The 26,859-nt window shown below is 40.8% G+C and carries 24 protein-coding genes and 1 tRNA gene; 18 read left to right on the plus strand and 7 right to left on the minus strand.

What is annotated here, in order from left to right; translation table 11 throughout:
* Positions 1–254 precede the first annotated feature (254 nt).
* Complete coding sequence (locus ACXYMX_RS03160) at positions 255–1,997, plus strand: ABC transporter ATP-binding protein (RefSeq protein ID WP_459042778.1); 1,743 nt, start codon at positions 255–257, stop codon at positions 1,995–1,997.
* The gene (locus ACXYMX_RS03165; protein ID WP_459042779.1) at positions 1,978–3,807 is read left to right on the plus strand and encodes an ABC transporter ATP-binding protein; all 1,830 of its coding nucleotides are present in this window, start codon (positions 1,978–1,980) and stop codon (positions 3,805–3,807) included. Before ACXYMX_RS03160 ends, ACXYMX_RS03165 begins: the two co-directional genes overlap by 20 nt.
* A 45-nt stretch (positions 3,808–3,852) precedes the next feature.
* Here the strand turns inward: ACXYMX_RS03165 and ACXYMX_RS03170 are convergent, their stop codons facing one another.
* Complete coding sequence (locus ACXYMX_RS03170; protein WP_459042780.1) at positions 3,853–4,311, minus strand: YusW family protein; 459 nt, start codon at positions 4,309–4,311, stop codon at positions 3,853–3,855.
* Positions 4,312–4,411: 100 nt separating this feature from the next.
* Positions 4,412–5,485 (minus strand): DUF2804 domain-containing protein, encoded by a 1,074-nt coding sequence (locus ACXYMX_RS03175; RefSeq protein ID WP_459042924.1) that lies wholly within the window; start codon positions 5,483–5,485, stop codon positions 4,412–4,414.
* 14 nt (positions 5,486–5,499) lie between these two features.
* Between ACXYMX_RS03175 and ACXYMX_RS03180 the strand changes: the two genes are divergently transcribed.
* Positions 5,500–5,572 (plus strand) — tRNA-Ala (locus ACXYMX_RS03180).
* A gap of 246 nt (positions 5,573–5,818) precedes the next feature.
* Positions 5,819–6,307 (plus strand): amidase domain-containing protein, encoded by a 489-nt coding sequence (locus ACXYMX_RS03185; RefSeq protein ID WP_459042781.1) that lies wholly within the window; start codon positions 5,819–5,821, stop codon positions 6,305–6,307.
* 431 nt (positions 6,308–6,738) lie between these two features.
* Here the strand turns inward: ACXYMX_RS03185 and ACXYMX_RS03190 are convergent, their stop codons facing one another.
* Complete coding sequence (locus ACXYMX_RS03190) at positions 6,739–7,587, minus strand: DegV family protein (protein WP_459042782.1); 849 nt, start codon at positions 7,585–7,587, stop codon at positions 6,739–6,741.
* 350 nt (positions 7,588–7,937) lie between these two features.
* On the opposite strand from ACXYMX_RS03190, the gene ACXYMX_RS03195 reads away from it, so the two are divergent.
* Positions 7,938–8,519 (plus strand): nitroreductase family protein, encoded by a 582-nt coding sequence (locus ACXYMX_RS03195; RefSeq protein ID WP_459042783.1) that lies wholly within the window; start codon positions 7,938–7,940, stop codon positions 8,517–8,519.
* Positions 8,520–8,525: 6 nt separating this feature from the next.
* On the plus strand, positions 8,526–8,669 hold the full coding sequence (locus tag ACXYMX_RS03200; RefSeq protein WP_459042784.1) for a hypothetical protein: 144 nt from the start codon (positions 8,526–8,528) through the stop codon (positions 8,667–8,669).
* 91 nt (positions 8,670–8,760) lie between these two features.
* Here ACXYMX_RS03200 and ACXYMX_RS03205 read toward each other — a convergent pair whose 3' ends face one another.
* Positions 8,761–10,158, minus strand: coding sequence for a dipeptidase (locus ACXYMX_RS03205; RefSeq protein ID WP_459042785.1), 1,398 nt, complete (start codon positions 10,156–10,158; stop codon positions 8,761–8,763).
* A gap of 164 nt (positions 10,159–10,322) precedes the next feature.
* Here ACXYMX_RS03205 and ACXYMX_RS03210 point away from each other — a divergent pair, with 164 nt between their 5' ends.
* Positions 10,323–11,564: a hemolysin family protein gene (locus tag ACXYMX_RS03210; RefSeq protein WP_459042786.1), complete on the plus strand. Its 1,242-nt coding sequence runs from the start codon at positions 10,323–10,325 to the stop codon at positions 11,562–11,564.
* 39 nt (positions 11,565–11,603) lie between these two features.
* Here the strand turns inward: ACXYMX_RS03210 and ACXYMX_RS03215 are convergent, their stop codons facing one another.
* Entirely contained in the window at positions 11,604–11,945 is a 342-nt protein-coding gene (locus ACXYMX_RS03215; protein ID WP_459042787.1) for a zinc ribbon domain-containing protein YjdM, read from the minus strand.
* Positions 11,946–12,142: 197 nt separating this feature from the next.
* Here ACXYMX_RS03215 and ACXYMX_RS03220 point away from each other — a divergent pair, with 197 nt between their 5' ends.
* Positions 12,143–12,688 carry an RNA polymerase sigma factor gene (locus ACXYMX_RS03220; protein ID WP_459042788.1) on the plus strand — a complete coding sequence of 182 codons (546 nt, stop codon included), beginning with the start codon at positions 12,143–12,145 and terminating at the stop codon, positions 12,686–12,688.
* 812 nt (positions 12,689–13,500) lie between these two features.
* Here the strand turns inward: ACXYMX_RS03220 and ACXYMX_RS03225 are convergent.
* Together ACXYMX_RS03225 and ACXYMX_RS03230 are read right to left on the minus strand one after the other, a co-directional pair.
* On the minus strand, positions 13,501–13,686 hold the full coding sequence (locus ACXYMX_RS03225) for an SE1832 family protein (protein WP_459042789.1): 186 nt from the start codon (positions 13,684–13,686) through the stop codon (positions 13,501–13,503).
* Between the two features lie 25 nt (positions 13,687–13,711).
* Positions 13,712–14,773 carry a hypothetical protein gene (locus tag ACXYMX_RS03230; RefSeq protein ID WP_459042790.1) on the minus strand — a complete coding sequence of 354 codons (1,062 nt, stop codon included), beginning with the start codon at positions 14,771–14,773 and terminating at the stop codon, positions 13,712–13,714.
* A gap of 186 nt (positions 14,774–14,959) precedes the next feature.
* On the opposite strand from ACXYMX_RS03230, the gene ACXYMX_RS03235 reads away from it, so the two are divergent.
* The 10 genes from ACXYMX_RS03235 to ACXYMX_RS03280 all read left to right on the plus strand — a co-directional run bounded on the left by ACXYMX_RS03235 (position 14,960) and on the right by ACXYMX_RS03280 (position 26,689).
* On the plus strand, positions 14,960–16,894 hold the full coding sequence (locus tag ACXYMX_RS03235; protein ID WP_459042791.1) for a cation:proton antiporter: 1,935 nt from the start codon (positions 14,960–14,962) through the stop codon (positions 16,892–16,894).
* Positions 16,895–16,989: 95 nt separating this feature from the next.
* Positions 16,990–17,553, plus strand: a complete 564-nt coding sequence (locus tag ACXYMX_RS03240; RefSeq protein ID WP_459042792.1) for an NADPH-dependent FMN reductase — start codon at positions 16,990–16,992, stop codon at positions 17,551–17,553.
* A 180-nt stretch (positions 17,554–17,733) separates the two neighbouring features.
* The gene (locus ACXYMX_RS03245; RefSeq protein WP_459042793.1) at positions 17,734–19,899 is read left to right on the plus strand and encodes a DNA topoisomerase III; all 2,166 of its coding nucleotides are present in this window, start codon (positions 17,734–17,736) and stop codon (positions 19,897–19,899) included.
* Positions 19,900–20,150: 251 nt separating this feature from the next.
* Positions 20,151–21,047 carry a phosphotransferase gene (locus ACXYMX_RS03250; protein WP_459042794.1) on the plus strand — a complete coding sequence of 299 codons (897 nt, stop codon included), beginning with the start codon at positions 20,151–20,153 and terminating at the stop codon, positions 21,045–21,047.
* Entirely contained in the window at positions 21,044–22,027 is a 984-nt protein-coding gene (locus tag ACXYMX_RS03255) for a DMT family transporter (RefSeq protein WP_459042795.1), read from the plus strand. Before ACXYMX_RS03250 ends, ACXYMX_RS03255 begins: the two co-directional genes overlap by 4 nt.
* Before the next feature lie 120 nt (positions 22,028–22,147).
* Positions 22,148–22,750, plus strand: a complete 603-nt coding sequence (locus ACXYMX_RS03260) for a hypothetical protein (RefSeq protein WP_459042796.1) — start codon at positions 22,148–22,150, stop codon at positions 22,748–22,750.
* Between the two features lie 275 nt (positions 22,751–23,025).
* On the plus strand, positions 23,026–23,517 hold the full coding sequence (ybaK, locus tag ACXYMX_RS03265) for a Cys-tRNA(Pro) deacylase (RefSeq protein ID WP_459042797.1): 492 nt from the start codon (positions 23,026–23,028) through the stop codon (positions 23,515–23,517).
* A 116-nt stretch (positions 23,518–23,633) separates the two neighbouring features.
* Positions 23,634–24,269: a YczE/YyaS/YitT family protein gene (locus ACXYMX_RS03270; RefSeq protein ID WP_459042798.1), complete on the plus strand. Its 636-nt coding sequence runs from the start codon at positions 23,634–23,636 to the stop codon at positions 24,267–24,269.
* Positions 24,270–24,356: 87 nt separating this feature from the next.
* Positions 24,357–25,427 (plus strand): hypothetical protein, encoded by a 1,071-nt coding sequence (locus ACXYMX_RS03275; RefSeq protein WP_459042799.1) that lies wholly within the window; start codon positions 24,357–24,359, stop codon positions 25,425–25,427.
* Positions 25,428–25,501: 74 nt separating this feature from the next.
* Positions 25,502–26,689, plus strand: coding sequence for a glycine C-acetyltransferase (locus ACXYMX_RS03280; RefSeq protein ID WP_459042800.1), 1,188 nt, complete (start codon positions 25,502–25,504; stop codon positions 26,687–26,689).
* Positions 26,690–26,859 lie beyond the last annotated feature (170 nt).

The raw sequence follows: 26,859 nt of genomic DNA on the forward strand, positions 1-26,859 counted from the left end.
CCGTAACGCGAAATTGCCGCACTTTATTTTCGTAACTTCATTGTTTGCTCCCGCATCGCCAGAGTTTATTCCCGTAACGATGCGAGTTGCTCCCGCAACGGCGGATTTATTCCCGCAACGCGTAAAATCACCAAAAAACTCAATTTATTAACTCATTATTTCAAAAGAACTAACTAAAACCTTCAAATTGTGGCATAATTAAGACATTGAATAAATAATTCGTGCATCGAAAGAGTTGTGGGGGATTCATTAACATGAAAACAATATTCTCGTTTACAAAACCATATAAATGGCCAATTGCCATCGCATTATTTCTTATGCTGATTGAACTCGGAGTGGAACTTGTACAGCCGCTTCTGATCGCGAAAATAATAGACGATGGAATTATCGCAGGGGACGAAAATGTTATATGGATATGGGGAAGCGTTATGATGGGGCTGGCAATTGTTGCGCTGCTTTCAGGTGTCACCAATTCGTATTTTGCGTCTCATGTGGCACAAAGTTTTTCTTTTGATATAAGAAAAGCTTTGTTTCAACAAGTACAAGCTTTTTCGATGGCAACGTTCCTTCGTTTTCCGACAGCTGGGTTAATCACAAGGTTAACGAGTGATGTCACCATCGTTCAAAACGTACTTTTCATGGGGCTTCGCATTATGATGCGTGCGCCACTCCTAGTTATTGGAAGTTTAATTATGGCATTTATCGTCAATGCCAAACTAGCCCTTTTATTATTAATCGGATCTCCATTTCTGTTGTTCTTCCTTTATTTCATGGCAAGAAAAGGGGTTCGATACTTTTCTAAAATTCAAGTCCGTCTCGATAAGGTCAACCGTGTGAGTCAAGAAAACTTACAAGCAGTTCGGCTGATAAAAGCGTATTTGCGTGGAACATATGAGGCGAGTCGATTTTCGAAGGTGGCGAATTTACTACGCCGCGATACTGTACAAGCTATGCGTTTAATGGAGCTTATTTTACCGATATTATTATTAGTTATGAACTTGAGTTTGATGGCAGTTCTATGGTTTGGGGCAATTGAAATTAAAGACAATGGAACCCAGGTTGGTGAACTTGTAGCAATCGTCAACTATGCGATGCGTATTACAGGCGCATTCTCGATGTTTTCGTTTCTAATCGTTGCCTTTTCACGTGCGAAAGCTTCATCTGAGCGAATGGAGGAAGTGCTTCTTGCGAATGAAGACCTTGAAATTCAAGATGTAGATGTAGAAAAGTCGAAGTTATTTGAAGGAGACTTACGTTTTGACCACGTATCTTTCCGTTATCCAGGCAATGATCAGCCAATTCTTGATGAGGTTTCATTTCATGTTTCCAAAGGAGAAAAGCTTGCGATAATGGGCGCAACAGGTTCCGGAAAGTCTACGTTGTTAAACTTAATCCCGCGAATTTTTGAAGCTACAGAAGGAGACGTTTTTGTTGGCGGAAAAGAAGTAAAGGAGTGGGGCTTAAGAGAATTACGAGAAACAATTGGATTTGTCCCTCAGCAATCGGTGCTTTTTACAGGTTCTATTTTGGAGAATCTGGCGTGGGGCGATACGGATGCGCATGTTGACGAACTCGAGGAAGCCGCAAGAAAAGCACAAATTCACGAGTCTATCGATGCATTCCCTAAAAAATACGAAACCCGTGTCGGACAAAAAGGCGTCAATTTATCTGGTGGCCAAAAACAGCGTCTATCGATTGCAAGAGCTCTTGTTCGAAAACCTTCAATTCTCATTTTTGATGACAGTACGAGTGCGCTCGATGTGAAAACGGAAACGGCTCTTTGGAAAGCACTCGAAAATGAAAAGTCGACGATGCTTATCGTAACGCAAAAGATTTCGACGGCAAGGGGAGCAGACCGAATTCTACTTATGGATGAAGGAAAAATTGTAGGATACGGAACGCATGCGGAACTGATTGAGCAATCTGAATTGTACCAACGAATAGCTAAATCTCAGTCGGAAGGAGAGGTGGGTGGAGATGTTGCGAGCGATTCATAAACCATTTGGGTACGAACCGATCCTTTCGAAAGAGGATATTAAAGGAACTAGTAAGAAAAAAGTTGAACGTGCAAGAGATTGGAAGTCTGTTTTATACCGCGTTTGGCAATTTGTCGATGAGCAACGTGCTCTGCTTGTACTCGTTCTATCGCTTGTATTTGCTAGCTCAGTATTAACTTTATTAGCCCCAATTATGGTTGGGCGGATTTTAGATAATCATATTATAACTGGAGATTTTGGTGGTTTAGGCACTCAAATTGCAGTGTTAATCGCAGTATACATAGGTTTGTCCGTCACCATGTATTTACAAAACTATTGGATGGTTGGCATTGCGCAGCAAACTGTTTTTCGTCTTCGCACAAGTTTGTTTTCTCATCTTCAACAATTGCCCGTCACTTTTTTTGATAAACGACAGCATGGTGAACTGATGAGCCGAATGACGAATGACATTGAAAACGTCAGCCAAACATTGAATACGTCCTTCATTCAAGTGTTTTCTAGTATATTAACGCTAACGGGAACCTTAGTAGTTATGTTGTATTTAAGCCCTTTATTAACAGTATTAACGATGATTATCATTCCAGTTATGTTTATTGCGATGCGGTGGATCACACGTCGAACGAGCAAATTATTCAAAGAGCAACAGAAAGCCGTTGGTGAATTGAACGGAATGATTGAAGAAACTATATCTGGTCAACGAATTGTCAAAGCGTTTTCTCAAGAAGACCGTGTCATGGACGAGTTTGCCGAGAAAAACGAACGTCTTAGACATGTTGGATTCTGGGCGTTAACGTATTCAGGTTTTATTCCCAAGGTGATGAATGGGTTGAATAATGGTGCGTTTGCTGTAGTAGCAGGAGTTGGTGGATTACTCGCACTCCGTGGAGATGGAGTTGTAACGATTGGTACCATTGTTATTTTCTCTGAGTTAGCCAGGCAATTTACACGACCGCTGAATGATTTAGCCAATCAATTCAACACCGTTCTTTCCGCCATTGCAGGTGCCGAGCGGGTAATTGGAATTATGGATGAAGCGATTGAGAGGGACGAGGCTACGGAACATTCTAATAAGGTCTTGCAAGGGGATGTAGAGTTTCAACATGTATCATTCGGGTATGAAAGTGATTCAGAAGAACCGATAATTGATGATCTTTCCTTCCATGTAAAGTCAGGCGAAACAGCCGCATTCGTTGGAGCAACCGGTGCTGGAAAGACGACAATTATGCAATTGCTTGCTCGGTTTTACGAGGTGGATAAAGGGGTTATCAAGGTTGATGGCATACCTATTACAGAGTTGCCAAGGAAGACGCTCCGAAGTCAAACTGCATTTGTGCTCCAAGACTCCTTCTTATTCGAAGCGACTGTATTTGAAAATATTCGCTATGGAAAATTGGATGCAACGGATGAAGAGGTAATTGAAGCTGCTAAAAAGGCGAATGCACATGCGTTTATCAAACGGTTGGAGTTTGGATATGATACAGTGCTAACGGCAGATGGCGGTGAAATTTCACAAGGACAGAAACAACTTCTTTCCATCGCTAGGGCTCTCGTCGCAGATCCGGTATTGTTACTATTGGATGAGGCGACAAGTAGTATTGATACGGTCACGGAACTTGAGATTCAAGAGGCATTAGATCGTTTAATGGAAGGAAGAACGAGCTTTGTGATTGCCCATCGATTAAATACGGTTCGAAAAGCAGATACGGTTTATGTATTGGACAAGGGAAAACTAATTGAATCGGGTAGCCAAGACGAATTGATTGAACGAAAAGGTATGTATTATACGATGTTAAAGGAATCAAAAATATAAGAAAAGGGTACGTGGAATCAAATCCGCGTACCCTTTTCTTAGTGTTTACTTTACTTCATCAATTTCTAGCACCGTTCCATCATCAAAATGAACTTTAAGTTCGAATTCTGTATACGTATCTGCACCGAGATAAAGTACGATGTTGTCCATAGCTTCTTCTTTTGACGTGTCTTTTGTAATCCTTATGGTCTTAAATAGTTCGTCAAGTTCAGTCATGGCCTTTTCATCTTTGAAGTCTTTACCTTCAAATTTGTTTTCGTATTCGGCTTTCACTTTGCTGCTTTGCATATCATAATCAGCATCGACCATTTCTTTTCCGTCGACTGTAATTTCAAGGTCAAACTTATCGAAACCATAGCCATCACCGAGTTCGCTGGAACCTCCAACGAGACTGTTTTCGTGTTTAATTGACGGTTCATCTTTATCTTGGGTAATTTTATTCCCGCACCCGCTAATCATTAAAATACTAGCCAATGCGAACAATCCAATTATCTTTAGCTTCATTTTATATTCCACTCCTTAGGCATTAAAAGTCTTGCTACCCTTATTTTTGCCTATATTCCAGGAAGTTAAACACTGCTTTAGGAAGAGGATTAAAAAATAATTACCATTTAGCTATATGTTCTTCTGAACAGCCGAGCATCTGGCGGATTTGAAGTGTTTCACCGTGACCCAGTTTAATTTTGCCGTCAAAATAACCGACAAGCTGATGGACTTCCGTGCTGACGACTTTAACATTTGTTGACGCAATACGCTCGTAAAACGGTGTGAATGTTAAGTCGACGCGATCGGAAAACTTGGATTGGATTTTCCATGTGTCCATAAAGCTGTTTGGATCATATATGAAGAGGACATCCTCATGAATCTTAGTCATGGCGCCGTCAATAAATACAGCATTTTCGGTCATGCCCGTCCCGTCCGTCCACTTTCCACCAAAGTTAAGACCAATTCGACGCCCGCCGAGACGTTGTGAAGCCATCGCCCAGTTCCATTTTGAATCCCTTGGCCAAATTCCACGTCCATAGTCGAGTACGGAAAAACTATAATCTGGATTGTAATCGTACCGTTTGTCTCCAATTTTCACGAAACCTGAGGTGGGAAGTGTGTGATGCTTCGCGGTAAATTGATAAATATTCCTGCTTTTTGGGATGACGACGTTGAGTGATTCATCTTCGGCAGGGTGTGTAATGTGAAGATCAGCATGCAACACTTCGTTATCAAAATCTGGAATTGTAACGGTTAAATGCGTTTCTCCTTGCAAATAGATCATTTGGACAGTTAAATGATCGTTTGTAAATTTTACGGTTTCAAGCACTTCCTCTGGCATCTTCACATTGCGACCAAGGGGGATCGTGACTTGTTTTTCGTAAAATCTTTGAGTTTCATAATCAAGCATATAAACAAAACAAACCGCTGCATAATCAATATGGCTGATTGTGACAGAGAACATAAGGTTTTCACCATAAATACACCAATAATTCCACTTTTTCTTCCGCATGAAGTTTTTACTCAAATTGCTTGTTATTATAGGTTGTCGAGCAAAGCCGATTGCTTCTGGATTTAGAAGACCTTTGTTGTCGCACAGTTCAACGGGTTCAGTAATTTCTCTCTCGAAGTGTTGGATATGGTCGTCCCCCTGCCTATTGTTATTTCCTAATCTTACTGCTATACTTCTTATTGTATCAAATTTACGGGGGCTTAGCTCAGTTGGGAGAGCGCTTCGCTGGCAGTGAAGAGGTCGTCGGTTCGATCCCGATAGTCTCCATATTAGAGTGAAATACGTCCAATCCTTTTGAATTCAGGGATTGGGCGTTTTTTTTGTTGTCTACAAAGATGAGGTGGGAATTTCTTAATTAGTGGAAGAATTGCGGATGCAGTGATTATAACCTGCAAAACTTCAACTTATAAACTATTGAAAAATAAACTTCAGCGAATGAAGGGCAACGGGACTTTACGCTTCGAGCTCATGCTGATGCTTGTTACATCATACAATGCTCAAAGGAGGCATTGTATGATGTATGACAGGGCGGCAGCTGTTGCGTATGCAAATAAATGGTGGAATGATTACAATCCGGCGTATCCGAAATTCGATGTGGACTGTACAAATTATGTATCTCAATGTTTGCGTGCGGGCGGAGCTCCGATGTGGGGGTATCCGAACCGTGAAAAAGGGTGGTGGATTCAAAGCGGGACTTGGAGTCTGAGTTGGGCAACTTCCCATTCGCTTAGATGGTATTTAGGTACATCGACAAAAGGAATGACCGCAACCCGGGTTGATTCGGCAGAGTTGTTGGAGCCTGGCGATATAATTAGCTATGATTTTCAAAACGATGGGCGATATGATCATACAGCGATTGTGACCTCGAAAGTCGGAAATGTTCCTTTTGTTAATGCGCATACGTATAACGTTCAACACCGAGATTGGACGTACAAAGATTCGTACGCGAGCACTCCAGATGCACGATATGTTTTCTTTAAAATTAACGATCAGTTCTCATGAGTAAAAGCCAGCCCAATTAGGATTTTCTTTTTTCAAAGAAAAGTGAAATTTTTTAGACTACGAGCAATGTCTAGTCTCCAGCGCCTAGCTCACTGTGGAAAAGATAAAATCCCCAAAAGTCAAAGGGCGACTTATGGGGATTTTCCTATTTCCTTCGCGAGCTACCAAGGCGCTTGCGCTTTTCGGGCTGTCTAGTCTCCAGCGCCTAGCTCACTGTGGAAAAGATAAAATCCCCAAAAGTCAAAGGGCGACTTATGGAGATTTTCCTATTTCCTTCGCGAGCTACCAGGGCGCTTGCGCTTTTCGGGCTGTCTAGTCTCCAGCCCCTAGCTCACTGTGGAAAAGATAAAATCCCCAAAAGTCAAAGGGCGACTTCCGGGGATTTTCGTATTTCCTTCGCGAGCTATCTAGGCGCTTGCGCTTTTCTTAATTTATTCATAAAACCATACAACAGCAAGCGTTCCTTCTCCTGCGTGGACGGCTAGTACCGTGCTAATATCCCCAATAACGATATCCATGCCAGGTAGTTGCTCATTTATTAAGCTTTCAACAAGTTTTGCCTGTTCCATTACATTCCCTTGCATAATGTGGAGTTTACGGTTGCCTTTGTGATACCCTTCGGCAACTTTATTAACCAAGTACTGAAGTGCCTTTTTTTCAGAACGCACCTTATCGGTTGGTGTCAGTTCTCCCTCTGGAGAAATTTCAACAATTGGTTTTACTTTTAAAAGGCTCCCAAGGTAAAACTGTGCTGCACTCATACGGCCACCTTTGTATAATTGTTCAAGTTGGCCCATCAGTATGTAGTTGTGCATCGTGCCCGCCATTTTTTCAAGTGCTTCTTTAATTTCAGAAACAGTAGCACCAATTTCATGCATTGCCATTCCTCGTTCGATGAGTCCGGTAACGCCGTAAGACAATGAAAGAGAATCGATAATCGTGACAGGGAATCCCGAAAGTTCAGCCCCGCCTTTTGAAGAATCAAGTGTACCGCTCATTTTACTCGATACATGTACGGCAATTGCTTCTTCATAATCTTCAGCCAATTTTTCATATAACGTAGCAAAGTCGCCGGCGGAAGGTTGTGAGGATTTAGGGAACTCTTTTGTTGTTTTAATCTTTTCATACAATTCTTCAGCAGTAAGATCCACACCATCAATGTATTGCTTTTCACCAAAGTGTATATTCAATGGTGCTGAATAGAAGTCAGGATGTTCTTGAAGCTCTTTTGAAATATAAGCCGTACTATCTACAATCCATGCAATCGGTTTTTTCGTCAATTTGGGCTCATTCCTTTGATTGATTTAATATTCTACTAATACTATAGCATGAAAAGTACTTTTTAGGTAAATAGAAGGCCATTAGGGAATGAGTAATTCTTATGGTGGATAACGTATAACCGCTAACTAATTAGATAGCATTTCAAGACTAGTTTGGATTCGCTTCGATTTAGGTAATGAATGGGGTTTATCCAAAGTGAGATCATTTAAAGGGCTATTTACATAGGGTGGCCTTCAGTAGGTTTAAGGATTATTCATAAGGCTCTGATTCAATCGATTATTCCTAGATTCAGCAATCTAGTTAAACTTAATGTATAATTGGGCTAGAACTTTAAAAGGAGACATGGTAAATGAATGAGCAAGCTTTATCCGTCAGAGAAGCAATTGTTACTCGTCGTTCAATAAAAAACTTCAATGGGCAACCAGTTGACCCTGAAACAATTTCCGAAATATTAGAGGATGCGGTATGGGCCCCTAATCATGGCAACCGTAACCCTTGGCGCTTTTTCTTAGCAGCCGATAAAGAATACGTACAGTTTCAAGATGTCCTTCGAGACCATGCGTTTCCAACGTGGAAAGAGTTATCCGAAGAAAGTCTCGAAAGGCAAATGAAGAGATTTACTGCGCCTGGAGCTGTTGTTTTTGTTATCGTTCCAGAAGACGTCAGGCAAAAACAGAGATTAGAAGACTACGCTGCGGCAAGTATGATGATCCAAAACGTATCGCTTCTAGCTTGGGATAAAGGAATCGGAACATGTTGGAAAACACCTGGATTTCTTGACCATCCAAAGTTTAGAGAAGAACTAGGAGTGGAAGCAGGGGAGCGTATTATTAGTATGCTTCAGTTCGGTTATTACGATGAAATGCCGAAAGCTCGTCCACGAACAGAAGTAAGTGAATTAATCACATATTACGGAACTGAAGAAGAATAAGTATAAATGAAAACGCCCGAATCGCATGAAAATATGTGGTTTGGGCGTTTTTTATTGGATTTTCGATATATCGACGTTCGTGTGGATGATATCGGCGCTTGCAGATGGTTTATCGACGGTTGCAATGCGGATATCGGTGCTCGCAAGTGATTTATCGGCGCATGCCATCAGTTTATCGGCGAACACGTACTTTAGTCGCATCAAAAAAGCCGAATTCTTCGAAGAGAATCCGGCCAACCAATTATTTTTTCAATTCATCTTTTGTAAATCCTGCAATTTCATAGTAATAATCACCAATTACACGCAAACCTTGGTCGAAGTTCTCCAAATGGAAGTGTTCGTTCGGTGCGTGGAAGTTTTCTGATGAAAGACCGAAGCCCATTAACACAACAGGTACTTCTAATATTTCATCAAATGCCGCAACGATAGGAATCGATCCGCCACCACGTGTGTATGCTGTTGGTACGTGATACACTTTTTCGTACGAGCGACCGGCAGCTTGAATTGCTGGATGATCAAAAGGTGTAATGAATGGCTTTCCTTTATCAAACTCAGTAATCTCGACTGTGACACCGACTGGTTTATGTTTTTCAATATGCGCTTTGAGTTTTTCAACAATTTCATCGGGATCTTGATCCGGTACGAGGCGGCACGTGATTTTTGCGCCAGCTTCGGCAGGCAAGACTGTTTTAATGCCTTCTCCAGAAAAACCACCAAATATTCCATTCAACTCAAGTGTAGGTCGCACCCATACTTGTTCGAGATGAGAATAGCCTTTTTCACCGAATAATGTTGGAACGCCGAGTTCTTCTTTCAACGCGTTTTCATCAAAGCCAAGTTCTTTATAAGCTGCACGTTCTTCCTCGGTAACAGGTCGAACATTGTCATAAAAGCCTTCTACGGCAATGGTTCCTTCTTGATCACGGAACGTTGCTAACACTTCAACGAGTGCGTGCAGTGGATTTTGTACACCGCCGCCATATAATCCAGAATGCAAGTCACCTTTTGCACCTTTAACATCGATTTGTAACCCACAAAGTCCACGTAAACCGTAACATACGGCAGGTTGTCCAGGTCCTTGCATACCCGTGTCGGAAATCACAATGATGTCAGAGGATAACTTGTCTTTATTCGCCTCGATATACTTCTCTAGGTTTGGACTGCCAACTTCTTCTTCACCTTCGATAAGAAATTTCACGTTGACGGGAAGTTTGCCGTCCTTTTGCATAAGCGCTTCGACTGCTTTAATGTGCATGAACACTTGGCCTTTATCGTCACTTGCGCCGCGAGCGTACAATTTATTGTCGCGAATTTCTGGCTCGAATGGGCCGCTTTCCCAAAGTTCGAGAGGATCTACGGGCTGAACGTCGTAATGACCATACACGAGAATTGTCGGTTTTCCTTCCGCATGAAGCCAGTCACCGTAAACTACGGGATGACCATCCGTTTCATCGATGACAATATTCTCGAGCCCAGCTTTTTCGAATGAATTGACTAACCACTCCGCCGCTGTTTGCATATCCTTTTTATGCTCGGAAAGTGCACTAATACTTGGAATTTGTAAAAATGTAGTTAATTCATCCAAATGCTTTTCTCGATTCATTTTGAAATATCCGTCCAATTCTTGAATATGTCCCAATTCAATCCCTCATTTCATAAAGTTTTGTATGGAAATAGTATAGCAGAAGAAAACAGCGTTGAGAAAAAATTCAGACGTTGGAAAGAAAATTATGGTATGCTATTTTAAAAGTTAGAAGACGAAAAAATAAATTGAAATACAATCGTATTTGGGAGGAACCGCACTTGTTTATCGCACTAGCATTCTTTTTGTTTATGTCGTTTTTCCTTTCGGGGAGTGAGACGGCACTTACAGCAGTAAACAGGATGAAGGTCCAGTTTCGAGCGGATCAGGGAGACCAGCAATCGATTCGATTGTTGAAAATGATTTCGAAGCCGGACCGTATGATTACCGCTATATTAATCGGTAATAACATTTCTAATATTATGATGCCAACAATTGTTACGATGATTGGGATTGAGCGTGGTTGGCCAGTGGGTATTGCAACAGGTATTTTGACGCTTGTGCTCATTATTTTTGGCGAGGTATTACCGAAAACCATAGCGGCTACATTTTCGGACCGAGTTGCTTATATGGTTGCGCCTTGGATAGCTGTACTGGTCAAATTACTGACACCCCTTACGACATTGTTAGCATTATTTACAAATATATTCATTCGTATTATTTCAAAAGGGACGATAACTGAAGCGACATTAACGAAAGACGAATTAAGGTCAATGGTTGACATTGCTTCTACAGAAGGAACATTCGAACAAGATGAATCACTTCGCTTGAAAGGTGTCCTTGATTTTCCTGATAAAGATGTGTCAGATGTACTTGAAACGCATCGTACAGACATAATTGGTTTGCCAATTGATGCGACGTATGTGGAAGTTCGTGATACGATTCTTGAATACTTCTACACACGTTATCCGGTTTATGAAGACAGCATGGATTCAATTGTTGGGATGTTTTATTCGAAAATGATCATTGAGTGGTCAATGGAGCCTGAGAAAACATTAAGGGAATTAATAGACCGTGAGCCGCTTTTTGTTGTCCAGTCGGCAAGTGTTGAAAAAGTTTTCAAACTCATGCTAGCGAAAAAGAAACATATTGCAGTTGTTTTGGATGAGTACGGAGGAACGCTTGGTATTGTAACGCAAGAAGACATTATCGAAGAAATGATTGGACAAGATATCGAAGACGAGACAGATAGTGCTGAAGAAGTTCTCGTTTACGAAAAAACAGATACCGTGTTGACATGCCACGGGCGACTTGAAATCGTGGATGCAATGGAACTCCTTGGCATTGAACTACCTACGGACCATGAAACGATTGGTGGCTTCGTATTTCAAGAACTTGGACATATTCCAGAAGAAGGCGAGAAGTTTTCCCACGAAAACTTGCGTGTTGAAATCGAAGAAATGGACCGCAACAGAATTATTCGGATGACGATAACAATAAAAGACGTTCACGAAGAGGGTTAACTCTTTGTGAACGTCTTTTTCTATACGAAACTATATAGATTAGAGCTTTTTAACAAATTCAGATTTTAATTTCATCGCACCGATACCGTCAATTTTACAATCGATGTCATGATCTTCATCCACCAGACGAATGTCTTTCACTTTCGTTCCTTTTTTCACAACGGATGAACTGCCTTTGATTTTAAGGTCTTTAATGACAGTAACAGCATCGCCGTCCGTCAAGACGTTTCCATTTGCGTCCTTGTAAACTTTCGCTTCTTCAACCTCTTCTTCAAGAGATTCCAGATTCCACTCATGTGCACATTCTGGACAAACAAAATTATTGCCATCTTCATATGTATATTCGGAATTACATTTAGGGCAATTTGGTAAATTAGCCATACTTCCATTACCTCCATTCATTATCACTACCATAATGTCATAGTTTTCACAGATTGACAAGTTCATTTAGGAGCTTTGTGCAATGAAGGGATGGATACCTTACACATTTGTAAGAGAAGTGAAAGAGAATACGATGGTTTGAAACTCTTTATTTGTCGATAATGTTAGTAATAGCAAAAGACGGAGGAGTTTACACGATGGAAAAAAATCTAGATAGCCTACATGAGGAATACGGTCGTTATATCTATCATTTATGTCTCAAATTAACACGGAACAAAGAAGAGGCGGAAGACGTCATGCAGGACGTTTGGGTTAAAGTGGTACGCAATAGCGCAAACATGGACAATGTGGATCATATGAAAGCTTGGTTAACAACAATTTGCATGAATACATTTCGTGATCGATACCGTAAAGGTGTTCGACAGAGTAAACATGTGATGAACCAGCCGGATACACTTGATGTACCGTTACTAGATTTAGTGCCAAGCACTAGTTTGACGCCATGTGAAATTATGGAGAAAAATGACATCGAGCACTTAGTAAGAGAAAAAATCAATCAGTTGGATGTAATCTATAGAAAAACAATCGAGTATTTCTATGTTCACCAATATTCCCTTATTGAAATATCAGAACTTATGAAGGTTTCAATCGGGACAGTCAAATCACGTTTGTTCCGTGCAAAGAAGTATTTAAAAGAAATGATGATTCAAGATAATGCTGTAAAAGAATATGTTTCTGCGTAAAAAAACAGCCGTTGGGCTGTTTTTTTACGGTTTGAATATGGTTTGAGATTGCAAGTGTGCTAGATTTGTTACGGCGGTGGGGAATTGTCTGGCTTTGTTCCCGTAACGCTGGGTGTTGCTCCCGTACTGGCGTGGTTTATTCCCGTAACGCCGCGTGTTGCTCCCGTATTGACATGGTTTATTCCCGTAACGGACGAGTTTGCTCCTGCAACGGGGAATCGCCTGGGTTTGTTCCCGTAACGCCGTGTGTTGCTCCCGCATTGCCGTGGTTTATTCCCGCAACGGTGATTATATTCCCGTAACGGGGAATCGTCTGGTTTTATTCCCGTAACGCTGGGTGTTGCTCCCGTACTGGCGTGGTTTATTCCCGTAACGGAAGAGTTTGCTCCCGCAACGGGAATCCATCTGGCTTTGTTCCCGTAATGCCGCGTGTTGCTCCCGTATTGGTGTGGTTTATTCCCGTAACGCCGATTTTATTCTCGTAACGGAAGAGTTTGCTCCCGCAACGGGGATCCGTCTGGCTTTGTTCCCGTAACGCCGCGTGTTGCCCCCGCATTGGCGTGTTTTATTCCCGCAACGGACCAGTTTGCTCCCGTAACGGGAATCGTCTGGCTTTGTTCCCGTAACGCCGTGTGTTGCTCCCGTATTGACATGTTTTATTCCCGCAACGACGATTTTATTCCCGTAACGGACGAGTTTGCTCCCGCAACGCCGCACCCCATCATCCACTAACCAGATAAAAACGCCCTCCTTATAAAAAATTTCCCCAACAAAAAAGACTGTCTCCAATTCTAGGAGACAGTCCCGATTCCTTAATTTAACGCAGCACGCATTTTATTCAACTCTGCTAATCTTTCTTCTAGCGAGGCGAGACGTGTTTCTGCTTTTCTTACAAAGCTATCATTGCCAGTCGATTCGAGTTTCTCGATATCTCCCTGTAAGTTTATATAGTCCATTTTTAATTCGGCGATTTCGTTATCGATTTGTCGTTTGTCCAAAAGGGAAAACCTCCTAGCTTTTTCCCTATTGTAGCATATCGGAAGTCTCTTTTCCCGCGGTGCCGTCTAATTTGCGCTTTGGGTATTCAAGGTAATAGAGGATTGCTTCGTTAATTGCACTAAGACCGTCTCCAAGTTCCAACGCAGTTTGTCTTTGGATGGCGCGTTTTCGAAGTGGTTCATGTAAAAGGAGTTCCATGATTGCATTTAATAGGCTAGACTGTTTCACTTTGCGGCCAGAACCAAGGTGAATAAATCCATGTTGTTCTTTTGGAAAAGCGAGCGATTGTTCAAAATCATTTTGTGCAAGAACAACGGCGGGAATGCCCATGTATGCCACATCGTACGGCATGTATCCGGATCCGCATAAGACAACATCCGCAGTCGAGTAAATCTCGGAGAAATCATAGGGATGAACCTGAATGAATGTATTGCGTCTACCGAGTGCCATCATTCGGAGTTCGCTGACATCGTGACTATATTGTTCCCCAATAAGTGCTGTAACTTTAAGTGGGATTTGAAGTTGAAACATATGACGAAGGGCGCGGTACGTTAAATTCCCGGGATCCTTGTCGTCGAATGAAATAATGAGATGGGGAATAGGGTTTAGCTTGTTTTTTTGCAAGCCAGTATTTTTATAAGGCAAGATTTTTTCGTCTGCGATAAACGTTTCGATGCCTTCAACGTAGTGTTCTGGAGCTTTGTCATTTGTGTCTTCATAGAGTGTCTGAAATACTAGGTCAGCATGCTTTCCGCCTTCGCCAAAATCATCGAAATGAATAATGGATGGAACAAGACTTCGAATTTTTTCAACTTCTTCTAGTGATGTAGAGCCACTGTCACGAAGCAGTAAATCGGGCTCGATCGTTCTTAATGTATTTAAGAGTGTGGACTTGCTTGAAACGGTAAAGGTTTCATATCCTTCAGGTGTTGAAACGGATTGATTTCCTCGGATAAATACAACTTCGACTCCTGTTAATTCTTTTGCAATCGTTTCGACTCTTCTTGTTGGGTATGTCCCTTTTTCGTTCAAATCACAAATGTAAATTGCCACTTTCTTCTTTTGAAGTTTGTCTATTGGAATCACCCTTCCTTAACATATCAGTCTGTCTATCCATCGTATGGCTGAAAAAAATAATTTATGTATTAATCCGTTCAATGAATCTAGGAATGTGGTAAACTAATTGTATTTGAGACAGGTTTCATAGATTTTGAAGCGAATCCAAATGAAGGAAATCTAAGATTTTAAAAAACTGAAACTTAGTATAGGGAGGTGCTTGCATTGTTAGATTCATTATTATTTAACCTAATGCTCGTCGTATTAATCGGTATTTTATCGCAGTGGGTTGCTTGGCGATTTCGCATGCCAGCCATTGTTGTTATGTCCGTTGCAGGACTACTTGTAGGACCCATTTTTGGGTTGATTAATCCTCAAGAAAGTATGGGGGAATTATTTGGACCGATCATTACGTTAGCGGTCGCAGTGATTTTGTTTGAAGGAAGTTTGAACTTAGAAATCAAGGAAATTAAAGGTTTTGGTAAGCCAGTTACACGAATTGTTACGATTGGTGCCTTTATCGCTTGGATAGCTGGATCGCTTGCAGCACACTATATCGCGGGGCTTCCCTTAACGGTTGCATTTATTATTGGTGGTTTGTTTATCGTTACAGGGCCAACAGTTATATTGCCATTATTAAGACAGGCAAAATTAAAACCGCGTCCAGCAGCGATATTAAAGTGGGAAGGTATTGTTGTCGATCCAATCGGAGCACTTCTTGCAGTTTTTACGTTTGAGTTATTCAAATTTATTAACGGTGAAGTTACTCTACCATCGTTCCTGTTGTTTTTTGCAGGTTCAATTTTTGCGGTTATCTTAGGTTATGCAGTGGGGAAAATTCTTGGAGTTTCGTTTGAAAAGGGAAATGTTCCCGAATTCTTGAAGTCTCCCGTACTTTTTGCAGTTGTTATTTTCACATTCGTATTTTCGGATGAAATTATGGAACACACAGGCCTACTCGCTGTTACTGCGATGGGAATGACGATGGCGAATATGCGTCTAACTTCCATTCATGACATTCGAGAGTTCAAAGAAAATATTTCTGTGCTATTAATTTCTGGAATCTTTGTGATGTTAACAGCGTCACTTGATCCGCAAATACTTAAAGAAATATTTAGTCTAAATATCATCCTTTTTGTAATCGCAATGCTCATTGTCGTTCGTCCACTATCCATATTGCTTTCCACGATAGGGACCGACTTAAATATGAGAGAAAGAATACTCCTCAGTTGGATTGCACCAAGAGGAATTGTCGCTTTAACGGTTTCAGGCTATTTTGCAACAGTGTTGACGGAACACGGATATGAAGGAGCAGAAATTCTAACAGCACTTACCTTTGCACTCGTATTTGGAACAGTTGTGTTACACGGCTTTTCAATTGGTCCGCTTGCAAGAAGATTGAATTTGACGACTGCGGATGAATCCGGAGTGCTCATTGTTGGTGGTTCACGATTTGCAGCAGAATTTGCTCAATCAATTAAAAATACTGGAAATGCTGTCATTGTTGTCGATCGGTCGTGGGCGAATTTAGCGCCTAGTAGACAAATGGGTGTGAATACCTTTATTGGGAATATTCTTGAAGAACAAAACGACTACCATCTAGATTTAACGCCGTATCGATTCATCCTTGCGATGACAAAGGCAGACATATATAACGCGCACATTTGTGCAGACTTTGTCCCTGAGTTAGGTCGAGAAAACTTGTATCAAACAGGGTTTCATTCAACAACTGAAACAAAAGGGTACGGTCTTACAAGTGGGCAGTACCTATTTACGCCAGCTGTTTCGATCTATCAAATCGAGGACCGCGTAAATGAGGGGCATGTCATTCGTAAAACACTCATTACGAAGCAATATAGTTATACACAATACCTCCGCGAACGGGATGATTCATCCATACTGCTGTACATTTTACGTGCAGATAGTTCGATTGAGTTTTATTCGCCGGAAGTTGAGCTTCAGGCAAATCCAGGGGATGCTGTACTTGCGCTTAGTGTACCTACGAAAGCGATTGAACGTGTTCTAGATCGACTTGGAGAAGAAATCATAGGGAACGATGCAACTTATGATGAAATTAAAGACCTTTTTACGAATGAAAAAAGCAATAAAGCATTTATTCCAGGAGATGCACCTGTTTCAGCGAAAGTATAATCTGTAAAAGAAGAGTTGCCGAAGTCCATTTATGGGTCGGCAACTTCTTTTTTTGGTAGAATGGAATGTATCATATCGTTTCAGGGGGATTTCAAGTGAAAGTCGTATTTGTAAATGGAACAGTACTCGGTTCAAAAACAAAAATTATGTTAGAAACAATTCGAACGTATATAGAAGAAACAGGGTGTGGATTCACTTTGGAATTGGTGGATTTAGGAGACTATGAGCATCAAATTGTAGATGGAAGACCTTTAGAAAACTACAATAAAGATATGCAGGAAATTGTTCGTAAATTTGAAGAAGCGGATGGATACATCATCGCCTCGCCGATTTTCCAAGGATCAATTCCTGGTGTGCTTAAAAATGTGTTCGACATACTTGATCCGAAAACGATGCGCTATAAACCGGTGTCAATTGTCGCAAATGGAGGTACCTACCAACATCACCTCGTTATCGAAAACCAACTGAAACCGATATTGGATTACTTTCGTTGTCTCGTAACGCCGAATTTTGTGTATACACATGCAGGCCATTTTGATGAAAAGAATACAATCATCGATGAAAATGTACATAATCGATTGCGTGAACTTGCACGCGTTTTTGTACATTATGCGGAGATGAGTAAAGAAGTGGCAAAGGAATCACTGGATAAGGATTGATGGAAACGATTTTCTGAGCTGTCTAACAAGTTTGTACTACTGAAGAGGTGAGTGGAGATTCGACGATTCCACTCACCCTTTTTTATTTAACAAAGCCAAAAAGTTGTTCGAATACCTCCTATCCATGCAATGAACTCAAATCTCCTTTATACTAAAAGTATGTAGAAAGGGGATTTACGAATGTCTAAATCACTTGTATTAGCAGAAAAGCCATCTGTAGCACGCGATATTGCGCAAGTGCTTGGCTGTCATAAAAAGGGGAACGGTTTCCTCGAAGGGACAAATTATATTGTCACATGGGCGCTTGGTCATTTAGTGACGCATGCGGATCCTGAAGGGTATGGCAATGAATATAAAGAGTGGAAGCTGGAGCATTTACCGATTGTCCCAGATCCATTTAAATTGGTGCCGATTCGCCAGACGATGAAGCAATACAATGCAGTAAAAGCGCAATTAAAAAGAAGCGATGTTAAAGATATAATTATTGCGACAGATGCTGGACGTGAAGGGGAACTCGTTGCACGCTGGATTTTGGAACAAGCAAAAGTTAAAAAGCCTGTAAAACGTCTGTGGATTTCTTCCGTTACGAACAAAGCGATTCAAGACGGATTTAAAAACTTAAAAGATGGTCGTGCATATGAAAACTTATATGCAGCTGCCGTCGCTCGTGCTGAAGCGGACTGGGTTGTTGGCATTAATGCAACTCGTGCTCTGACCGTAAAATACAATGCGCAACTTTCAACAGGCCGCGTACAAACCCCAACTCTTGCAATGATTGCAGAACGGGAAAAACAGATTAACGAGTTCAAACCACAATCGTATTATGGACTGGAAGCTATTTCAGAGACTGCGAGGTTTACTTGGTACGACAAATCGGGTCAGACGCGTGCATTTGATAAAGCTAGTGTGGAGCAATTATTGGAGAAACTTGACGGTGTTCACATTGGGAAAGTTAGCGATGTGAAAACTTCGCCAAAGTCTCAACCAGCACCGCATCTGTTCGATTTGACAGAATTACAAAAAGAAGCACACCGTCGTTGGTCATGGTCAGCGAAAGAGACGTTGTCTACACTTCAGAATTTATATGAGCGCCATAAAGCGGTAACGTATCCACGTACCGACTCGAAGCATTTAACATCTGATATGGAAAGTACGTTAATTGACCGCGTGAAGGCTGTGGATCTTGGACCTTTCCGAAAAGCTGTTAATACGTTGCTTCGTGCGGGAAAAGTGAAACCACAGCGTGGGGTCATTGATGATAAGCGGGTTTCAGATCACCATGCCATTATTCCGACGGAGGAAACACCTATCTTGCAAAATCTGTCTGATAAAGAACAGCGTTTGTATTGCATCATCGTCAATCGATTTCTCGCGGTATTTTTCGGCCCCTATCGATACGATCAAGTAACTGCTGATTTACTTGTTGGTGGTGAAATGTTTAAAGCAAGAGGGCGGACAGTAACGGACGAAGGATGGAAAAAGGTGTACTTGTCAGATGAGGAAGAAGTGGATACAGATAGGCTTCCTGCATTTACAAAAGGTGAAGAGTTGAAAATTAAGGCCGTCTCGATGACAGAAGGACAAACGAAGCCTCCCGCACGTTTTAATGAAGGAACATTGCTTGCCGCGATGGAAAATCCCACACAATTTATGGCGGGCGAATCGAAGGATTTGATTCAAACAATTGGTGAAACGGGTGGTCTAGGCACAGTGGCAACACGTGCGGATGTTATCGAACGACTGTTTAAGTCTTTTGTTCTCGAGAAAAAAGGGAACGATATATATACAACTTCAAAGGGACGCCAATTGCTAGAGTTGGTACCTGAAGACTTAAAGTCCCCAGCTTTAACAGCGGAGTGGGAGCAAGGATTGACAAAGATTGCAACGGGTAAAATGAAGAAATCGGAATTTATGAAAGAGATGATTGCTTTCTCTCGTAAAGCCGTTACAGAAATTAAAACGGATGAGAAGAAATTTAAACACGATAACGTAACGGGAAGAACTTGTCCGGACTGTGGAAAACTTCTTCTTGAAGTGAATGGTAAACGGGGCAAAATGCATGTCTGTCAAGATAGAGAATGTGGCTATCGTAAAAGTATTTCTAGACAAACAAATGCAAGATGTCCAGTCTGTCACAAGCGTCTTGAGCTTAGAGGACAAGGCGATGGACAAATTTTCGTTTGTGGGTGTGGTCATAGGGAAAAACTATCTGCATTTGAAAAGCGAAGAAAGTCTTCGGGTAACCAGAAAGTGGATAAACGTGATGTCCAAAAATATATGAAAAAGCAAGAAGAACCAGAAAATAATGCAATGGCAGAAGCGTTGAAGAAACTATTCGATAAATAGTTCATCTTTTTGCATTCGGTTTACTAATCAATTCAAGCATTTTCGAAAGAGCCAATTCATCACATTGACACGATCCTATTTTGAATTCAATAGGATCGTGTTTTTTTGAAAGTTTACATTCATATAATATATTGATATGATAAAAAGAAGTAGGTACTTTTCTAGTAAATTAATTGCTTTGGAATGAAAGCGTTTACTTTATGAAGCGGGGAGGTTGGATTTATTCTACGAAGAAAAGGGGAGAATGGAAAATGAGAAACGTTGTAGAGATTATGAAGGAAATCCTTGGTGTTCCTGAATCAGAAATTACTGAAATAAAGCCTTTTGGTGGAATGACGAATATTAATTATTGCACTTCGGTAGGGAACGATCGATATATTGTAAGAATTCCAGGACTGGGAACAGACCAGTTTATTAATCGGCATGAGGAAAAAAGAAATCTTGAAATTGGAATGGAATTGGGGATAAATCCAGAGCATATTTATTTCGATGCAGAAACAGGTTTGAAAATCACCCGAATGATTCCAGGTGCAAGAACGTTAACGCAAAAGGCTACGAAAGAACAAGGTACGATTACAAAGGTAACGGAAGTGCTGAGAAAATTACATGATTCAAATGTTAAAATGGACAATGATTTTAACTTATATAAACTAATGACGCATTATGAAAACAATGCAGCGGAAGCAAATGCGACATTCTATTCGAATTTTGATGAAGTTAAAAAGGAAGTAGAACAAATTAAGTCTGCTTATGACACGATGCCAAAATTAGTCTATCCATGTCATATCGATTCAATCTATGAAAATTTTGTTACGGATGAAAATGAAAATTTGTTTTTAATCGATTGGGAATACAGCGGTATGTTTGATCCACTTTGGGATGTAACGACACATATGATGGAATCAGGTTTTACAGCACAAGAAGAAGCTGTTTTTTTGTGTGCTTATTTTCAAAGAGAGGCTACTGGAGAAGAGAAAGAAAGAGTTCTCATCCACAAAATCTTTCAAGATTATTTATGGTCCATCTGGACGTTGTTTAAAGAGGCAAAAGGCGATCATTTTGGTTCGTATGGACAAGACCGCTTTGATCGATTACAAAGACATGTGAAATTATATAAGGAAGAGTATAGCAATAGGATATCTATATGAGAAACAAAAAAACGGTTGGCGGCGTGACGTTCGGTATTTTTTCGGGAATATTTTGGGCCGTCGATACTGTTTTAATAGGCGTAGTCCTATCAATGACGGGTTTTTTAGCATTTGAAGAAATCTTATTCGTTGCCCCTTTGTTAAGCACTTTTTTGCATGATGTTTTTTCAGCAATTTGGATGACTGTTTTTCTTCTAGGAAAAGGTGAGTACAAGACGGCGATCTCGAGTTTGAAAAAGAAGCCAGGTCGAATTATTATTCTTGCGGGAACTCTTGGGGGACCGATTGGCATGACCTTTTATGTCCTCTCAATTCAAAGCATCGGATCGTCGTATACTGCTGTTATTTCGAGTATATATCCAGCAGTAGGGGCCCTCTTTGCATATATAATATTGAAAGATAAATTAAGGTTAGGCAATTGGTTTGGTTTGATCATGAGTATCACATTCATTATTCTACTAAGTTATTCGGGTGAACTCGTTGTAGGATCCAATGCATCATTAGGGCTTATTTTTCTTATCATTTGTATTATAGGATGGGGATTGGAGTGTGTCGTTAGTGCTTACGCAATGAAAGACGATGGCATTAAACCTGAGCATGCCTTACTAATTCGACAATACACTTCTTCACTTATCTTCGGATTGCTCATTATTCCAATTTTTGTTGGGCATTCCTACACGCTTCAAATTATGACATCCCCACTCGTACTTCTTGCTTTAGCTGGCGTCGCTTTAGCTGGAACGTTATCCTATATTTTTTACTACAACGCAATCAATATTATTGGCCCTATTCGTGCAATGGCTATGAACATTACATACGCTGCATGGGCCGTCGGATTTTCAGCAATCCTATTTGGCGCAACCTTTACGTGGAAAGAATTTATTTTCGCAACATGCATTATCGTCGGCTCAATAGTCGCAGTAGTAGAAAAAGGCACAGTTCCATTACCTTTGATAGGAGAAAAAGAATTTGTGAAATGAAGGAACATACGCCTATAAGGATAGGTCTTTCGCTTAATGTGAAGATTAATGAAACCCTGTATAATTTAAATTAACTGTATAGAGCGACAAATCTCATTTTAAGAAGCGAGGTGAAGTGAAATGAATGCAATCTTATCGCAAGTATCTATGCATGATAAGATGCAAAGAGTGGACATAGCTAAGCGTAGAAATGCCGAGATTGCATATGGTCGTCAAGAGAAATACAATGTAGATCATCAAAAGAAATTAGAGGCTTTAGAGCAATTAATCAAAGGAAAAACGGATAGGGAATCCATTCAGATCAAGAAATCGAAAGTAAGTGAACTGGGTGCCGGTCAAGTCAAGCAAGTCACCATTCCTGTTGGCAAAACATTAGAAGAAACAATTGATTTGTGGAAAAACGTCCGGAGCGAAGCGATTTCAAGGCCGGAGCCAACAACAGCAGATTTTCAATTAGCTGCAAAAGCAACTTCTACTATTATGCAAACAGAAGCACAAATTACGCTTCATAATTACGCTCATTCCGAAATTGATCGTGCAACAAAAGTGGAGGAAGCTGAGTCAATGAAGCTAGCATCCATGGAACTTCCCTCAAAATTAGATTTCGAAGTGTTAGAAAAGCAAAAAAGATTCGAGCATGCCATATCGACCTACTCTTTCCACGTACAAATGAAGCAGCAAGGTTTTGAAATTGCATTGCCAAGTTTTTATAAAGTTGCATAGAACTTCTGAGACCACCAATGACTTGGTGGTCTTTCCGATTGAATGGGTATGTGGAATGTTGAGGGATGGTTTGCGAAAGCGCGTACAATCGAAGGAATTGCGCGGACATCCCGCTGATTAGCGCGGACAATCCGTTCGAAAGAGCGGACATCCGCTAAAAGGGCTGACAATCGACGGAATAGCGCTGACATCCCGCTGATTAGCGCGGACAATCCATCAAAAAGCCCGGACATCCCGTCCCAATCAAAACTTCATCATAAAAAAGGAGCCCCCAAATGGCGAAATCGAGTAAACCTACGAAAACGAATGCGATGCGAATTTTGGATCGTGAAAAAATAGCATATGAGTTAATGGAATACGATATTCACGATGGACAGATAGATGGCGTGTCAGTTGCCGAGAAAACAGGACAACCCCAAGACATCGTATATAAAACACTAGTTACGAAGGAAGGTGCATCTAATCTATTTGTTTTTTTAATTCCAGTTGCTCAAGAATTGGATTTGAAAAAAGCTGCAAAAGTTGCAGGCGTGAAAAAGTTGGATATGCTTCCAGTAAGCGAGCTAACTAAAGAGACAGGTTATATGCGTGGTGGTTGTTCAGCAATTGGAATGAAAAGAAGTTACCCGACATTTATCGACAAATCAGCAGAGCAATTCGAAAATATTATCGTCAGTGCAGGTAAAATAGGGCTTCAGATGAAACTAGCGCCTCACGACCTTTCACGAATGACGGACGCTATTTTTGAAAGTCTTGTCAAAGCTTGACTATTTGTATAGAAAACCATGTCCATGCTATGATGAATAGATTATTAGAGGCATTCATTTGATTCTTGCATGGGTGTTACATATAGAGAGAAGGAAGTATATTGAGAAGGATTTTGATGTGGAGATGGATTTTCTTCTTTGTGGGGATTATGATTCTGTCACTAGGTGTTTCGATGACAATAAAAGGTCAGCGGCTGGGCATCGCTCCTTGGGATGTTCTACATGTAGGATTGTATAAGAACTTTGGATTAACGATTGGGACATGGGGAATCATCACTGGATTTGTAATCATATTGATAACCGCGGCAGCACTTAAGCAATTCCCGAAACTAGGTACATGGGTTAATATGGTTATGATTGGCTTGTTTATAGACTTATTTAATTGGTTATTGCCCGAATTTACTACGTTGGCTGGACAAATCATCATATTTACACTAGGTGTTCTCGTTGTCGGTATTGGCTGTGGCGTCTATGTTAGCGCAAGTGTGGGTGCCGGTCCAAGAGATAGTTTAATGCTCCTTTTAGTAGATAAAATGGGGTTTAGCTTAAAAAAGGCTCGTACAATAATGGAAGTTGTCGTAGCTATTTTAGGGTGGATGCTAGGTGGTCCTGTTGGGATAGGTACTGTCCTCGTTGCAATATTCACCGGACAAATTATTCAGTTCGCGCTTGCGAAAAGCCGTAAACTTCTACTGAGAATTATTGGTGATGTAGATCAAGAACTATTATTTAAAATGAACTTAATTCAATAAGTAAAATGACTAAAGCATGTGCCCTGGCCGTGCTTTTTTTGTTTGTCCGAGCATAGATTAATCGTATGTATAGAAAGGGTGAACAGCATGTATGGAACAGTAATAGAGTATATGGGTACGGCATATACGGGGGAAGGGGTTTCACATAAATATGAGGAACTGATCGCATCCGCCTCCAAAACAGTGTTTCTAAAATGTCCTCCGACAAATGCGCTTTCGAATTTATTGAATGAAACCGGAACTCACTTTTTAAAACGTGGGTATGATATTGACCGATTTATGAATCCAACCCATCCAGATCTTACAGATGCAATTTATGTGAAAGGTCTTAACTTGTTAATTGTTCAAGCTTCAAATCCAGTTGCATTAGAACCTACAGACATTGGTGGTAAACATTTCGTTGTCAGTTTTTATGATGTGTACAACGAAACCATTTTGCGTGAAAAAAATAAAGTCATTGTAGAAAAAATAGAACAATCGGAGAAATCCTTTGAGAAAGCACTTGGTTTTCTTTCGGATGCAAAAGTGATTCATGATGAATGGGAAGTAGTTAACATTGACCGGATGATTTGGGAACTCCATGTACAGCTAATTGAATCATTGAAAGAAAGGTTGTTTGATTCGATCTCGCTGAATAAAAAGTCGGTCGTTTCACATCGTCTCATTGGTTCGTTAACATCACGTGGAGCGCGAGATTTCATACCTTCAATTACGAAGCGAATGGAACGCCGAATTCTCATTAAGGGATTGCCTGGAACTGGGAAATCTACGCTTATGAAATCCCTAGGTGCTGAAGCTGAAAAGCGGGGATTCGATGTGTTGTACGGTTGGTGTGGTTTAGATCCAAGTGGAGTCGATCTCGTTCAATTTCCGGAGTTATCCATTTGCTTAATCGATGCGACGCAACCGCATATGTATGAACCTGAACATAAGGGCGATGAAGTGTTGGATCTTGTGCATATGTGTGAAGAGGATGAAGAAGCTGAGGATAAAGTGCAGGAAATAAGCGGAAGATATGCTGGAAGAATTCTAGATGCCGCTGGATATATGCAGGCGTTTGCACAAGCTGACAGCATCATGAAGAGCACGATGGATTCTGCAATTGATCAAACCATCTTTGAAAAGAAGTCGAAGCAACTTTTAGACATAATCGGATAACAAGTACATTAAACTACAGGTTGGTGGGCATTATGATAAAATAGCCGTAAAACCCACCTGAGAGGAAGATGATTATGTCCAACATACTAGATGCATTTTTAAATGAAAACCTACAGGAACTTCGGGAACAAGGAATGTACAATGAAATTGATCCCGTCGAAGGACCAAATGGTGCGATGATTTCAATTCGTGGCAAGCAGTTAATTAATTTATCCTCAAATAATTACTTAGGTCTTGCAACGGATCAAGACTTGAAACGACTTGCAACAGATGCGATCGAAAAATACGGAGTAGGTGCGGGTGCAGTTCGTACAATAAACGGTACACTCGATCTTCACGTAGAGCTCGAAAAAAAGCTCGCTGAATTTAAAGGGACAGAAGCCGCTATTTCTTACCAATCCGGCTTCAATTGTAATATGGCCGCTATTTCAACCGTTATGAATAAAAACGATGCCATTCTTTCAGATGAATTAAACCACGCGTCAATAATCGATGGTTGCCGTCTCTCCGGCGCAAAAGTAATTCGGATTAATCATCAAGATATGGACGACCTTCGTGCAAAAGCGAAAGAAGCGACTGAATCCGGTATATATGGAAAAGTAATGTACATTACGGATGGTGTATTCTCCATGGACGGCAACATCGCCAACCTTCCTGAAATTGTGAAAATCGCTAAAGAATTCGACCTGATTACATATGTGGACGACGCACATGGATCAGGTGTAACTGGGAAAGGGAAGGGAACTGTAAAGCATTTCGGTCTTGAAAAAGAGATTGACATGCAGATGGGAACACTGTCTAAAGCAGTTGGCGTTGTCGGGGGATATGTCGCCGGTAAACAAAACTTAATTGATTGGTTAAAAGTTCGTTCACGTCCATTTTTATTCTCAACAGCGGTTACTCCCGGAGATGTCGCTGCGACAATAGGTGCCTTGCAAAAAATTATGGACTCGACTGAATTGCATGATCAACTATGGGAAAATGGGGACTACTTAAAAGTGGGGCTTAAAAAGCTAGGATTTGATATTGGAGCTTCTGAAACGCCAATTACTCCATGTATTATTGGTGAAGAAAAATTAACTCAAACCTTTTCGAAACGCCTGATGGAAGAAGGCGTCTATGCAAAGGCCATTGTATTCCCAACAGTAGCCAAAGGAAAAGGCCGCGTGCGCAATATGCCGACCGCCGAACATACGAAAGAGATGCTCGATGAAGCACTTCTTGTGTATGAAAAAGTAGGAAAAGAGCTTGACATTATTTAATATTGGAACGAAAGGACCTCCAACTGGCATAAGCTAGTTGGAGGTTTTTAAATTAAAGTTCGATTATCTAAGACCAATCTAGTGCATACTAATGCGAATGTAACGGATGCATAGGGGTTAATTTAAGAAATAAGGAATCATGTACCGTTCAAAAATACATACTTTAAATT

The organism is Sporosarcina sp. CAU 1771 (genome assembly GCF_054482775.1).